Raw genomic sequence first — 11,556 nt, 5'->3', positions numbered from 1 at the left:
CCCAGGCTGCTGACGCTTCCGCTCCGGCCAAGAAAGCTCACAAAAAGCACGCCAAGAAGCACGCTGCCAAGAAGGTAGACGCTTCCGCTCAAAAGGCTCAGGCTGCTGACGCTTCCGCTCCGGCCAAAAAGCACGCTGCCAAAAAGCACCACGCTAAAAAGCACGCTGCCAAGAAAGCAGACGCTTCCGCTCAGAAAGCCCAAGCTGCTGAAGCTTCCGCTCCGGCAAAAAAGGCTAAAAAAGCCGCTTCCGCTGCCAAGTAATTTGCACGGATACGACAGCTGACCCCGGTTGGCTGTCCGTCTTACCTTCGGGGCGCTTCGGCGCCCCGATTGCATTGGAAACGACCCTATGTTGCGCACTCCCCTGCTTGCCCTGAGTCTGTGTCTGCTTCCCCTCGCCGCACAGGCCAAACCCACGGCCGAACAGCTCATCCTGTTTTTTGGCAAGGATGAACGCGTCAAGACCAACCCCGACAGCGCACAATGGCAGCCGGTCGGCCAGCTGGAAACCCGCAGCCACCTGGTGTGCACCGCCACCCTGGTGGCCGAGGATGTGGTCGTCACCGCAGGCCATTGCTTCATCAACAAGCATGGCAAGTTCGACCCGGCCATCAGCTTTACCGTGGGGCTGTCAGGCAATGAATATGCCGAGCAAAGCGGCATCAGCGAGGTGCAGGTCGACAAGGGCTTTCTGGCCGGGCTGGAACACCGCCCGGATGGCACGTATATCCCGAAAAAAATCGCCAACCGCGACTTTGCCTTTGTCCGGCTAAGCCAGCCACTGGGACGCAGCCGCGGGGTGATACCGGTCTTTGCCGGCGACAGTGCGGCGCTGAAGCAACAATTGCAGGCGGCCAACTGGAAAGTCACCAATGGCGGATATCCGCTGGATGACCTGAATCACCTGCTGGTGCACAACAACTGCCAGGCCACCGGCCTGCTGGCGGATGGCCGGCTGACCCACCGCTGTGACACGCTGGAGGGCAATAGCGGCTCGCCCATGCTGGCGCGACTCAACGGCCGCATGACGCTGGTTGGCATACAAAGCTCGGCGCCCAGCCCGGCTCGCCGCCACAAGGAAGACAATATGGCGCTCGCCAGCCCCCTGTTCTACCAGCAACTGCAACAGTTCATCCAGCAAGGCAAGCGCAAGAAATGATCAAGGGGCCAAGCTGGCCCCTTGTGCTTACTGCAGCGCCGCAAGCGCGGTGGCTTACACGCCCAGGGCCTGCTTCTGCAAGCTGATCAGCTCGGCAATGCCTTGCTTTGCCAGGCGCATCATGCTGGCCATTTCCTCTTCCGAAAACGGCTCACCCTCCGCCGTCCCCTGCACTTCGACAAAGCGGCCGTTGCCGGTCATCACCACATTCATGTCGGTTTCGCAGTCGGAGTCTTCCAGATAATCCAGATCCAGCACCACCTCGCCCTGGTGAATGCCCACCGAGATGGCGGCAACAAAATCGCGCAAGGGACTTTCACTCAGCTTGCCCTGGGCCAGCAGACCACTGATGGCATCGTGCAGGGCCACAAAAGCGCCGGTAATGCTGGCGGTGCGGGTGCCACCATCCGCCTGGATGACGTCGCAATCGATCTGGATCTGCCGTTCGCCCAGTTTTTCCATGTCCACCACCGCCCGCAGCGAGCGGCCAATCAGGCGCTGGATTTCCTGGGTGCGGCCGCTTTGCTTGCCAGCGGCCGCCTCCCGGCGCATGCGGCTGCCGGTCGAGCGCGGCAGCATGCCGTATTCGGCAGTCACCCAGCCCTTGCCCTTGCCCTTGAGGAAGCCGGGCACCGACTCATCCACACTGGCGGTGCAGATGACTTTGGTATCGCCAAACTCCACCAGTACCGAACCTTCGGCATGCTTGGTGTAATGGCGGGTCAGGCGGATTTCGCGCAGGGCATCGCTATTGCGTTGTGAGGGTCGCATTGTTCTTTCCAATATAAAACGGCATCAGGTGGCAGGCGCTCTGCACTCACCACCGGCCTGAAAACAATAACGCTGCCCATGGGGCAGCGCCGGGTTGATAAATGGCCAGCGCAGCCCTCAGCTTTGCTTGCCGGAAGGCGCTGCCACACGGCTGGCCAGGATTTCCTTGTGCATCAGTTCCAGGTTCGGGTCCAGAATCACCCGCCCGGCATGACGTGGCGGCGTCAGCAGCGTATCCAGCGCATCGGCCTTGCCACTGATGTCGGCAGCATCATCCAGCAGGGTAATCGCCACCGCCGACAGATTGTCACCGCTACTGCCGGCACGGCGCTCGGCCACATTCATCAGCGCCGGCATCACCTGCCCCACTGCGCGGCCGATGAACACCTTTTCCATTTCGCTATCACTGATCTGCGACCACAAGCCATCCGAGCACAGCACGATGGACGCGCCGGCTTGCAGGAACTGCTTTTCACCGATATCGATATCCGGATCGCTGGTGGCACCCAGGCAGTTGTAAATCTTGTTGCGTTCCGGGTGGGTGCGCGCCCCCTCTTCGGTCAGCTTGCCCTGATCGATCAGCCGCTGTACCTGGGAGTGATCGCGCGAGCGCAAACGCATGCCCTGCTTGTTATCCAGCAAATACAGCCGCGAATCGCCCACATGGCACCAGTACAGCATACCTTGCTGGATGATGGCTGCCACCACCGTGGTACTGGGAATTTCCGGCAGGCGCTGGTCCGCCGCGTAGTCCAGAATGGCCTGATGGGTCGAACTGATGGCATTGACCAGGAAACGGTTGGGATGCGACAGCGTGGGCGTGGCTTGCTGGTAAAACAGTTCGCTCATCAGGTCGATGGTGATCTGGGCGGCCACCTCGCCCTGCAAATGCCCACCCATGCCATCGGCCACCACCAGCATCACCGCCTCACGCGAATGGGCAATCACCTGGCGGTCCTGGTTGTAGCTGCGGCCGCCGATCCGGCTTTCCTGAAAAATGGATAGTTTCATCGACAACTCCTCAGGAAGAACGGCCGCCGGCCAGCCCCTTGATCCAGCCCACCAGCCGCTTGGCGGCCAGGGCGGATTCGGGCATCGGTTCGGGCTCACTGTAATCGGCATCCAGCAGGCGCTTTTGAATCGCCATCACACTGGGCGGACGCTCATCGGGAGCCAGGTTCAGGCATTGATCCGTCAATTCAAGCAACTCTCTGGAATAATAATGGCGGAACAGCTTGCTTGCCGGCACCAGCTTGTCGGCCTCGCGCCGTTGCTCGGCGATTTGCGGGGTATGGCCGCCCATGCAGACATACAGGCAGGCACCAATGGCGTAGATATCGGTCCACGGCCCCAGCGGCTGGTCCTTCTCGTATTGTTCGGGCGCGGCAAAGCCGGGCGTGTACATCGAGGCGAAATGCTTGTCGCGCCGCGACAGCGTCTGCCGTGCAGCACCGAAATCCAGCAATAGCGGATGCCCGCCACGGCGCAGGTAGATATTGGCCGGCTTGATATCCAGATGCAGCAGCCGGTGCAAATGCACCTCGCGCAGGCCCGACAACAGCGCGGCAAACCATTTGCGCAGGCGTCGCTCTTCGATCCGGCCGCCGCTTACCTCCAGCTCGCGCCCCAGCGAGCGGCCATCGGCATACTCCATCACCATGTACACGGTCTGGTTGGCCCGGAAAAAATTGCTTACATGCACCACATTGCTGTGGCTGATTTCAGCCAGGATGCGGCCTTCTTCAAAAAAGCACTTCAAGCCCAGATTGAAGGCATCGCGGTCCAGCTCGTGCGGCACCGTCACCATGCCTTCCTCATCGCGCTCGGCCAGATTACGCGGCAGATACTCCTTGATGGCGTATTTGCGGTCGGCATCGTCCAGCGCCAGATAGACGACGCTGAAGCCGCCCACGGACAGTTGGCGGACAATGGTGTATTCCGCCAGGCGATAGCCTACCGGCAAGGCAGTCAGTTGGCTGGATTGAGTCATGACATGGCAGTTGCTATAGTGTTCGTTGGCACGGAATTGAGCTACAACAGCAATTCGGGCCCGCTATCGTTTTACTGACATCTCTTATCGGGGACCCACAATGATTCTAAGTATGACAGGCTTTGCCTCCATCAGCAGAGACTTTCCTGGCGGTTTGCTCAGCCTGGAAGTCCGCGCCGTCAACCACCGCTATCTGGATGTACAGATGCGCCTGCCGGAAGAGCTGCGCGTCATCGAACCGCAGCTGCGTGAGATGGTGTCATCTCGCGTGACCCGTGGCAAGCTGGAATGCCGTGTCGGCCTGAACCAGCTGGAAACCGACACCACCACGCTGGAACTGAACGCCCAGGCGCTGGACAGCCTGCTGCAGGTAGCCGCCCAGGTGGAACAGCGCGCCCCGCAGGCCAAGGGCCTGTCCGTTGGCGAAGTGCTGCGCTGGCCTGGCATTCTGAAAAGCAACTCGCTGCCACCCGAAGTATTGCAGCAGCTTTGCCTGCAAAGCCTGGCCACCGCCCTAGAAGACTTCAATGCCTCGCGTGGCCGCGAAGGCGAGAAGCTCAAGCTCATCTTGCAAGAACGCGTCAGCTCGATGGAAGCCATCATCGCCAGCATCAAGCCCAAGCTGCCGCTGATCCTGGAGTCCTATATGAACAAGCTGTCCGGCCGCCTGCAAGAAGCGCTGGGCAATGTCGAGGATGACCGCATCAAGCAGGAATTTGCCCTGTTCGCCCAGAAGATCGACGTGGATGAAGAGCTATCGCGCCTCACCACCCACCTGAGCGAAGTCAAGCGCATCCTCAAGACCGGCGGCCAGACCGGCAAGCGCCTGGACTTCCTGATGCAGGAACTGAACCGCGAAGCCAATACCCTGGGCTCCAAATCGGTCTCCACCGAAACCACCCAGGCCTCGGTCGAGCTCAAGGTGCTGATCGAACAGATGCGCGAGCAGATCCAGAATATTGAGTAAACTTTCAGGTCGTGTCACACCGTGGCACCATCCCCGCAAAAGCCCCGTACCCCGGGGCTTTTTCCATGTGGCAATGTCCTTGGCTTTGCGTTGAGTCAGGCGAATAGCGCATCCTGGCCACGGCCAGTTGCCACTCGCAGTACCATCTTTACACTGGGATGCTATTCATCCACCACGCTTGCCACCTAGAATGCCGGCTCACACAAAAGGAATGAGTCATGCGCCGGATCATGTTGGCAATCGGGGTAGGCATCGGCTTGGCCGGGTGTAGCGAGGGAAGCTGGTTCAACACCATTCCGGCCAGCAACAGTGTTCCCTACCTCCCGCCATCACCACCGGTGGCGATCGTAGCGGCGGCAACACGCGAGGAAGTGGCCTTCCTGCAAGCCGGTGGATGTGGCAATTGCCGTGAGGCCGACCGCTTTTATCGTTTTATCCATGCCGATCCGGATGTGAGGAAATCCCGCATACCGCGCAATATGGCACTGGCAGAAGACGCCAATCTGGCGAAAAAGCAGTGGGTGGATGAAGTGCGGACTGCCGTTTACTTTTCCAAACGCATCCGTCTGGCCAACGGACAAAGCCTGTTTGAGCTGATCACCCGCTGTGGCAAGGGCTGGGACAGCCCGGCCACCCAGGCCACGCTCGACGTGCCGGCCAACAGCCCGCCGGGATTCAGGCTCCAGTACCTGATCAGCTTCAAGAAATTTGGCCAGCCCATCGGGCTGCAGATGCGCGCCCTTTTCATGCGGCGGGGGGAGCAGCTGATTGCCAACAGCGCTTTTGCCGAGTCCCTGCTACAGAATCCGGACTTCATGCGTGCCAATGGCCTGCGCTGCTGGAGTGACTGAGCAGGGCCGCGCGCAAACTCGCAGCCGCCACGGCAGGCGGTTTTGCATTTCTTTACCAGCCGGCAGGCCGCCCGCGCCTGCCCACTCGCGCTAAGATGCCTGCAGCAAACACAGGCAACACGCTCCCCGCATGCACATCCCGCCTTGAGTGCCGGCGCTGCCCGGCAGGGATGTCGATCCGTGCTTGCCCACACTATCACCCCGGATCCGTCTTTGATGTTGAAATCCTTGCCAGCCCCGTTACCGAGCCCGCTACGCTGCAGCATACCTGCCCTGGCGGCTGCGCTGAGCATGCTGGTGCTGTCGCTGGCGGCCTGCACCACCGCCGACTACACCAGCTACGAATATCGAAATGGCAACAAGGTGATCGATGGCGAAGGTGGCAGCAAACGGCTGGTGGACGGGGTGGAAATATGGGATGCCGGCGATCCGCCACACCGCTACCGCATCATGGGCATGCTGCGTGTCAGCAATTATGACCAGCCCTATGTCAACCTCAGCCTGCTGCACGCCATCGCCCAGCAGGTAAGGCGCAATGGCGGCAGTGCCGCGATTCTGCTCAGTGGCAACGGCGGCATGCGCCGTGCCGGTGACAGCCTGACCTGGCATGAGCGGCTGGGTCTGCTGCAAGAGGACGGCTACCGGACCCAACTGGCACTATTGGTGCAGTACCTGCCCGAGCCAGCAGAAAAACCTGCGGCCAAACCACTCAAGACTCTTCGTTAAGCTGCTTGGCCAGCAAGTCGGCGGCGACACTGCTGAAGCATGCATCCTGTTCGTGGGCATACAGGGCGGCACCGACGCTGACCAGCTTGTCCAGCTCCGTCACAGTCAATTTCACCGCAACCTCGGCAATGGCCTGCGCCATGAGCAGGGGAATGGCGGACAGGCTGACGGGTTCTGGCGGCTGGCGGTTTTTCATCAGGACCAGAATATCAATGGCATCCATGGCGGCCTCCTGCTTGTCAGACAGCGTTAGAGTGCCGCAACCGGCATATCGTTCAGCCATCCATGCCACAGGAATGCGCCAGCGCGCCGAGCGCGAGCCAATCCGGTCGACCTCGCTCCATCCCCCGCCACACGGCGAGGCACCACCGTGATCATCCCTGCCCTGCGGACAAGGCTGTCCGGTTTTGGCGGCATCATGTCCGGGCCTGACCTGTTCCGCCGCCGACATGGCAGTTAGGCTATGAACGGATCATCAGGAGACTTGAACATGCTGGAACTTCGCCCGAACTGTGAACACTGCCGTACACCGCTGCCGCCCGAATCGTCCGATGCGCGCATCTGTTCATTCGAATGTACCTTTTGCGCAGACTGCGTGGCCTTGCTGCAGCAGGTATGTCCCAATTGTGGCGGTGGCTTCAGCCCGCGCCCGCTACGCCCGGCCAGCCATGGCCGGCATGATAATGATCTGCAGCACTACCCGGCCAGCCAGCGTGAGGTGTATCGCCCGGTGGACTTGGCGGCACACGCCCGGTGGCTGGCAGCGCGGCAACGGGACTGAGCTGACCCTGCCCTGCTGACACAGCAGCAGCCCCACAGACTTGCGGCCGCTGACCACACTGTGCCGAGAACCCGGCCCCAGCACGCCAAGGCAGACCGTAACCGCTCAGGGCAAGGAGGCGCCGGTGCGGTAGCAGGTCTCAAGCGCCGGCCCAGCGCAAGCACAGAACCCCGCCAAGGCGGGGTTCTGCGTCTCATGCCAGGCAAGCTGCCCCGGAGCCGGCCAAGCCGGCAAGCAGCTTAATTCTGCTGCCAGATCAGGCGGGCAATGGCGGCGGAGTCCAGCTCGCCCTCGCCTTGCTCGACCAGCTGGCCGATCAAGCCGGCTACGCGCTCGGCTTCTGGCAGTCGAATACCCAGCTGTCGGGCAGTATCCAGCACAATACCCATGTCTTTCAGATGCAAATGGGCCTTGAAACCGGGGGCATAGTTGTCATCAATCATGCGCTGGCCATGGATATCCAGTACCCGGCTTTGGGCAAAGCCCCCCAGCAGCGCCTCGCGCACCGGTGCCGGGTCAACGCCGCAGGCCTTGGCCAGCTTCATGACCTCGGCCACCGCCGCCACGCCCACACCAACGGCAATCTGGTTGCAGGCCTTGGCCACCTGGCCGGCACCGGAATCACCGATATGGGTGATGGTCTTGCCCATGGCCTCCAGTACCGGCCGTACTTTGGCCAGCGCCTCGGCCTTGCCGCCCACCATGATGGTAAGACTGCCATTCACAGCGCCCACCTGACCACCGGATACCGGGCAATCCAGAAAATCCACGCCAGCAGCGGCCAGACGCGCAGCGATGTCACGCGCACCAATCGGCGAAATGGTGCTCATGTCGACGCACACCAAGCCCGCTTGCGCGCCATGCACGGCGCCGTGCTCACCCAGCAGCACCTGTTCCACATCGCCGGTATCGGAGACATTGCTGACCAGCACTTCCACCTGGGCCGCCAGTTGTGCCGGGCTGTCTGCCCAGCTGGCTCCGGCGGCCAGTGCGGCTGCGGCGCTGTCAGGCCGGCGCGACCAGACGCTGACCGCATGTCCGGCTTTCAACAGGTTCAAAACGCAAGGCAGGCCCATGATGCCCAGTCCGATATAACCGACTTTCATATCCACTCCAGCTGTATGCGAAGGTAAAGCATAAGATTAGCGCAAAGCGCAGGTTTGAAGGGTAAGCATTGAGAATAAAGCACACGGCCAGCGGGCATGCAGGGCATCAACCGGATGGCTGTTGATTGCGTCGCCCGGCCAACCAGGATTCGAATTCGAAATCGGCACCGGTCGCCTTGTTTTCCAGGAAATAGACAAAGGCCAGAATTTCGGCGACGGCGCGATAGAGCTCTTCAGGAATATGCCGGTCCAGATCAACCTGCATCAACAAGGACACCAGCTCGGGCGAATCGTGCACGAAAACACCCGCATCCTTGGCCCGGTCAATGATGCGCTCGGCCAGCTGGCCATAGCCCTTGGCTACCACGGTAGGTGAACGCTGTCCCTCGCGGTAGGCCAGGGCAACGGCCGACTTGCGGCCTTCTTCAGTCTTGGGAGACTGTGCCATGTTTCACCATCAGGTTGGCCAGTGTCAGCCCGGCGGCTTCCATGCCGCTTTGCAACTGCGCAGCATGTTGCTGGATCAGGCCACCGGCCTCGTCTTCTTCCGCCACAAAGGATACCTGCACATTCTGGCCCACCAGCCGCACCCGTGCTGACAAGCCGCCCAAGGCCGGCAGCTTGAGCGACAAGGAAGTACTCCACACACCCGCCTCGTCAGCACCAAGGCTGCCGGTGCGCTCATGGGTTTCTTCCTGCTGGATCTGCAATTGCATGGGCTGTCCCGGCCAGGCATAGCCATTGAGCTGCAGCTGCTGGTTTTCCACGATATCCAGCTGGCGCTGTACCAGGTTGGCCAGTTCCGGCGCCACGGTTCTGGGACTCAGCGTACCTGAGCTGTTATTGGCAGCGTTGCTGGCCAGTTCGTCATTCAGCTTGCTGAGCAGGCGCGACTGCGGCTCTTGCTGCACCTGGTTCAGGCTGTTACGGCCATCCAGCCATTCCTTCAGGTGAGATTCATAAAACAAGCCGCTCTGGCTGACATTGTTCTTGAGATGCTGTGCCAGATTGGCCGGGGTCTGGGTGGAGGCATCCAGGCTGAGATCGGCCGCCGGCAAGCCGGGCTTGCTGGTCTGCAACATGCCGGTGAGGTACTTGGAAGCCGGGCTCAATTGCACTTCGACCGAGCCATCTTGCGCCATCTCCTTGCCCTGCTCCTGCAGGGCAAAGCTGAGAGTCGGGCTCAGTGTCGCCACTTTCAGCGACAGGGTATTGCCACTGACCGTCATGCCTTGCGGCACGATCAGGTTGAACAGGCTGTTCTTGATCAGCACCGACAGCTGCTGGCCATTATCCTTGCTGTCGACAACCTGGGCATCCACCTGCTCGCCCAGCATCAATGGCGGCAGCTTGGCCGGCAGTACGCTGGCATCCAGCAGCGCCCGTCCCCCCTCCAGCAACAGGCGAACGGAGGAAACGGTTTGCGGCGCCAGGGTGCCGGTGGTGATCGCGGGCGGCAGGGATGGAATCATGAGGTGGAATTATTGCGGTACAACGAGACGATCAGTTCGGCTTCGCTGCGCGAAATGCCGCATTGCATCGCGACTTCTGCGGCGGGCATGCCCTGCTTGATCATTTCGATGGCCTGGTTGTAGGGGCTGAGCACGGCCGGCTCACTGCGCGACTGTTGTTCGAGCCGGGCCATAAGCCGGGCCATATCGCGCTGCAAGGCGCTGATCTGCTGCTGATGCTGATCCAGGTACATGGCTGTCAGGTTATCGCGCCGGCCTTCCAGCTGATGCAGACGCCAGTAGAGGTAGCCGCAGGCGACAGCCAGCCCCAGCAGTAACAAGCCGACCAAGTAGAAAAAGAGCGAACCGGACATGATGTGAACCTCACGCTGCACTTTTTCTAAGTGTATGGTGAAACCGGCGACAACCCAAGCCAGCCTTACAAAGAATAGGTCTTGAGCAGGCGGCTGTTCTGGCTGACGGTTTGCATTTCTTCGCGCATGCGGGCAATCCAGTCGGCAATCTGTTGTTGCAACAGCTCGCGCTGTGCCACCAGCTGATGCAGCTTAGCGCGGGTTTCTGCCGGAATGTGGGCGGCAATGGGCTGCAACTGCTGCAACAAATCCGCCAGTTCGCTTTCCTGCTGGGCGGCCAGCCGGGTCACCAATTCAAAATCCTGCGCCTCGCAGGCAGCCAGGGCATCCGCCAGCCGCGCGAGCATGGCATCGATTTGCGCGGGCTGGATGCTAGTGTTCATGGGAACTCCTGATGGTGACTGGCGCGGCAGACTCAGTAGGCATTGCTGGCAGTACTGGTCGACATGCTGGAACGATTGAGCTCTTGCCAGGCCGGCAGAATGGTTTCCAGCAGGCGACGCACTTCCGCCAGGATTTCCGGATCATTCTTCAGGTTGGCAGTGCTCAGACGCTGCTTCATGTAGATGTAGAGGTCATTCAGGTTTTTTACCGCCTCATTGTCTTGCTGTAAATCCAGAGATTCTCGCAAGCCATCGACGATGTCGATGGTCTTGGAGACCAACCTGGACTTTTCATCGTAGCGCTGTGATTCGATGGCATAGGTGGCCTGGCCGATGGCCTTGATGGCACCTTCATAGAGCAGCACGACGAGGCCGACTGGGCTGGCGCCATACACAGCCGCCTTTAGCGCATCATCTTCGTAGGCCTTGTTGAACTGCTTTAGCATTTTGGAATTCAGCATGGTTCTTTACCGTGTCTATCTGTCTTAGGCCAACAGGCCGGACAAGTTGCTGGTCGATTGCTGCATTTTCGACAATACGGCATTCAACGCTGTGTATTGCTGGGTATATTGAGCCTGCCGTGCACTCAGCTTGGCGCTCATGCTGGTTTGATAGCTGGTCTCTGAGCTAATCAGGCTATTGATGGAAGTCTTGCTGGTTTCAATCACACCATTGGGGCCGAGCAGATCATTCACCGCTCTGCTCAGGCGATCACCAAAGCCGGTGCTGGCGGTATTGCCAAACAGATTGGCCACCGCACTGGGATTGGCGCTCAGTGCCTTGTTGAAGGCGGTCTGGTCCAGCTTGAGCGTGCCATCCTTCTGAATGGAAATCCCGGCCTGCGACAGGTAGGCATAGGAAGAATTGGCATCCACGCCCGGAACCGGCGTACTCAGGATGCCGGTCAGCTTTTGCTGGATGGACAGTACCGATGCATTGGCCTTCAGACTGCCGGAACGTGCCGAGTCTACCGCAGATTTCACCTGATTGTAGGC

17 protein-coding genes are annotated in these 11,556 nt (G+C 60.4%); 6 read left to right on the top strand and 11 right to left on the bottom strand.

Going from position 1 to position 11,556, the window contains the following annotated elements:
• On the top strand, positions 1-263 hold a 263-nt coding region (locus tag JHD64_RS19895), incomplete at its 5' end, for a hypothetical protein (protein ID WP_199055254.1).
• Positions 264-351: 88 nt separating this feature from the next.
• Positions 352-1,161: a serine protease gene (locus JHD64_RS19890; protein ID WP_199055253.1), complete on the top strand. Its 810-nt coding sequence runs from the start codon at positions 352-354 to the stop codon at positions 1,159-1,161.
• Between the two features lie 54 nt (positions 1,162-1,215).
• On the opposite strand, the gene rph is transcribed toward JHD64_RS19890, so the two are convergent.
• The 3 genes from rph to JHD64_RS19875 form a co-directional block, all read right to left on the bottom strand.
• Entirely contained in the window at positions 1,216-1,932 is a 717-nt protein-coding gene (gene rph, locus JHD64_RS19885; RefSeq protein ID WP_059284365.1) for a ribonuclease PH, read from the bottom strand.
• Positions 1,933-2,049: 117 nt separating this feature from the next.
• The gene (locus tag JHD64_RS19880; RefSeq protein WP_059284364.1) at positions 2,050-2,943 is read right to left on the bottom strand and encodes a PP2C family serine/threonine-protein phosphatase; all 894 of its coding nucleotides are present in this window, start codon (positions 2,941-2,943) and stop codon (positions 2,050-2,052) included.
• Positions 2,944-2,953: 10 nt separating this feature from the next.
• Complete coding sequence (locus JHD64_RS19875) at positions 2,954-3,922, bottom strand: serine/threonine-protein kinase (protein ID WP_059284363.1); 969 nt, start codon at positions 3,920-3,922, stop codon at positions 2,954-2,956.
• Between the two features lie 100 nt (positions 3,923-4,022).
• Here JHD64_RS19875 and JHD64_RS19870 point away from each other — a divergent pair, with 100 nt between their 5' ends.
• The 3 genes from JHD64_RS19870 to JHD64_RS19860 all read left to right on the top strand — a co-directional run bounded on the left by JHD64_RS19870 (position 4,023) and on the right by JHD64_RS19860 (position 6,466).
• Positions 4,023-4,889 (top strand): YicC/YloC family endoribonuclease, encoded by an 867-nt coding sequence (locus tag JHD64_RS19870; RefSeq protein WP_059284362.1) that lies wholly within the window; start codon positions 4,023-4,025, stop codon positions 4,887-4,889.
• A gap of 218 nt (positions 4,890-5,107) precedes the next feature.
• Positions 5,108-5,740: a hypothetical protein gene (locus tag JHD64_RS19865; RefSeq protein ID WP_199055252.1), complete on the top strand. Its 633-nt coding sequence runs from the start codon at positions 5,108-5,110 to the stop codon at positions 5,738-5,740.
• A gap of 216 nt (positions 5,741-5,956) precedes the next feature.
• Positions 5,957-6,466 (top strand): hypothetical protein, encoded by a 510-nt coding sequence (locus JHD64_RS19860; RefSeq protein WP_199055250.1) that lies wholly within the window; start codon positions 5,957-5,959, stop codon positions 6,464-6,466.
• On the opposite strand, the gene JHD64_RS19855 is transcribed toward JHD64_RS19860, so the two are convergent.
• Positions 6,450-6,689 (bottom strand): hypothetical protein, encoded by a 240-nt coding sequence (locus tag JHD64_RS19855; protein WP_110313562.1) that lies wholly within the window; start codon positions 6,687-6,689, stop codon positions 6,450-6,452. The two genes, JHD64_RS19860 and JHD64_RS19855, sit on opposite strands and share 17 nt — an antisense overlap.
• Before the next feature lie 267 nt (positions 6,690-6,956).
• Here JHD64_RS19855 and JHD64_RS19850 point away from each other — a divergent pair, with 267 nt between their 5' ends.
• Positions 6,957-7,247 (top strand): DUF1272 domain-containing protein, encoded by a 291-nt coding sequence (locus JHD64_RS19850; RefSeq protein ID WP_199055248.1) that lies wholly within the window; start codon positions 6,957-6,959, stop codon positions 7,245-7,247.
• A gap of 239 nt (positions 7,248-7,486) precedes the next feature.
• Here JHD64_RS19850 and JHD64_RS19845 read toward each other — a convergent pair whose 3' ends face one another.
• The 7 genes from JHD64_RS19845 to fliD all read right to left on the bottom strand — a co-directional run.
• Positions 7,487-8,353, bottom strand: coding sequence for an NAD(P)-dependent oxidoreductase (locus tag JHD64_RS19845; protein WP_199055246.1), 867 nt, complete (start codon positions 8,351-8,353; stop codon positions 7,487-7,489).
• A gap of 106 nt (positions 8,354-8,459) precedes the next feature.
• Positions 8,460-8,801 carry an EscU/YscU/HrcU family type III secretion system export apparatus switch protein gene (locus JHD64_RS19840; RefSeq protein ID WP_059284356.1) on the bottom strand — a complete coding sequence of 114 codons (342 nt, stop codon included), beginning with the start codon at positions 8,799-8,801 and terminating at the stop codon, positions 8,460-8,462.
• Positions 8,779-9,825 carry a flagellar hook-length control protein FliK gene (locus tag JHD64_RS19835; protein ID WP_059284355.1) on the bottom strand — a complete coding sequence of 349 codons (1,047 nt, stop codon included), beginning with the start codon at positions 9,823-9,825 and terminating at the stop codon, positions 8,779-8,781. Before JHD64_RS19835 ends, JHD64_RS19840 begins: the two co-directional genes overlap by 23 nt.
• A complete protein-coding gene (locus tag JHD64_RS19830; RefSeq protein ID WP_199055245.1) occupies positions 9,822-10,178 on the bottom strand; it encodes a DUF2802 domain-containing protein in 357 nt (118 codons plus the stop codon). The genes JHD64_RS19835 and JHD64_RS19830 overlap by 4 nt, the downstream gene beginning before the upstream one ends.
• Positions 10,179-10,243: 65 nt before the next feature.
• Positions 10,244-10,561, bottom strand: a complete 318-nt coding sequence (locus tag JHD64_RS19825) for a hypothetical protein (RefSeq protein ID WP_059284353.1) — start codon at positions 10,559-10,561, stop codon at positions 10,244-10,246.
• A gap of 32 nt (positions 10,562-10,593) precedes the next feature.
• Entirely contained in the window at positions 10,594-11,022 is a 429-nt protein-coding gene (gene fliS, locus JHD64_RS19820; protein WP_199055244.1) for a flagellar export chaperone FliS, read from the bottom strand.
• Positions 11,023-11,046: 24 nt separating this feature from the next.
• A partial coding sequence (fliD, locus tag JHD64_RS19815; RefSeq protein WP_199055242.1) for a flagellar filament capping protein FliD occupies positions 11,047-11,556 on the bottom strand: 510 nt, incomplete at its 5' end.

This window comes from Aquitalea sp. ASV15 (assembly GCF_016429115.1).
GTDB classification, from domain to species: Bacteria; Pseudomonadota; Gammaproteobacteria; order Burkholderiales; family Chromobacteriaceae; genus Aquitalea; species Aquitalea magnusonii.
Note: the sequence above shows the minus strand (reverse complement) of the source record. Positions and strands in the feature narration are given on the sequence as shown.

Coding starts and splice junctions, on each gene's coding strand:
- JHD64_RS19870 (WP_059284362.1), top strand. CDS start 4,023: ATGATTCTAAGTATGACAGGCTTTGCCTCCATCAGCAGAGACTTTCCT.
- JHD64_RS19880 (WP_059284364.1), bottom strand. CDS start 2,943: ATGAAACTATCCATTTTTCAGGAAAGCCGGATCGGCGGCCGCAGCTAC.
- JHD64_RS19845 (WP_199055246.1), bottom strand. CDS start 8,353: ATGAAAGTCGGTTATATCGGACTGGGCATCATGGGCCTGCCTTGCGTT.
- JHD64_RS19875 (WP_059284363.1), bottom strand. CDS start 3,922: ATGACTCAATCCAGCCAACTGACTGCCTTGCCGGTAGGCTATCGCCTG.
- JHD64_RS19835 (WP_059284355.1), bottom strand. CDS start 9,825: ATGATTCCATCCCTGCCGCCCGCGATCACCACCGGCACCCTGGCGCCG.
- rph (WP_059284365.1), bottom strand. CDS start 1,932: ATGCGACCCTCACAACGCAATAGCGATGCCCTGCGCGAAATCCGCCTG.
- JHD64_RS19850 (WP_199055248.1), top strand. CDS start 6,957: ATGCTGGAACTTCGCCCGAACTGTGAACACTGCCGTACACCGCTGCCG.
- JHD64_RS19860 (WP_199055250.1), top strand. CDS start 5,957: ATGTTGAAATCCTTGCCAGCCCCGTTACCGAGCCCGCTACGCTGCAGC.
- JHD64_RS19840 (WP_059284356.1), bottom strand. CDS start 8,801: ATGGCACAGTCTCCCAAGACTGAAGAAGGCCGCAAGTCGGCCGTTGCC.
- JHD64_RS19865 (WP_199055252.1), top strand. CDS start 5,108: ATGCGCCGGATCATGTTGGCAATCGGGGTAGGCATCGGCTTGGCCGGG.
- JHD64_RS19825 (WP_059284353.1), bottom strand. CDS start 10,561: ATGAACACTAGCATCCAGCCCGCGCAAATCGATGCCATGCTCGCGCGG.
- fliS (WP_199055244.1), bottom strand. CDS start 11,022: ATGCTGAATTCCAAAATGCTAAAGCAGTTCAACAAGGCCTACGAAGAT.
- JHD64_RS19855 (WP_110313562.1), bottom strand. CDS start 6,689: ATGGATGCCATTGATATTCTGGTCCTGATGAAAAACCGCCAGCCGCCA.
- JHD64_RS19890 (WP_199055253.1), top strand. CDS start 352: ATGTTGCGCACTCCCCTGCTTGCCCTGAGTCTGTGTCTGCTTCCCCTC.
- JHD64_RS19830 (WP_199055245.1), bottom strand. CDS start 10,178: ATGTCCGGTTCGCTCTTTTTCTACTTGGTCGGCTTGTTACTGCTGGGG.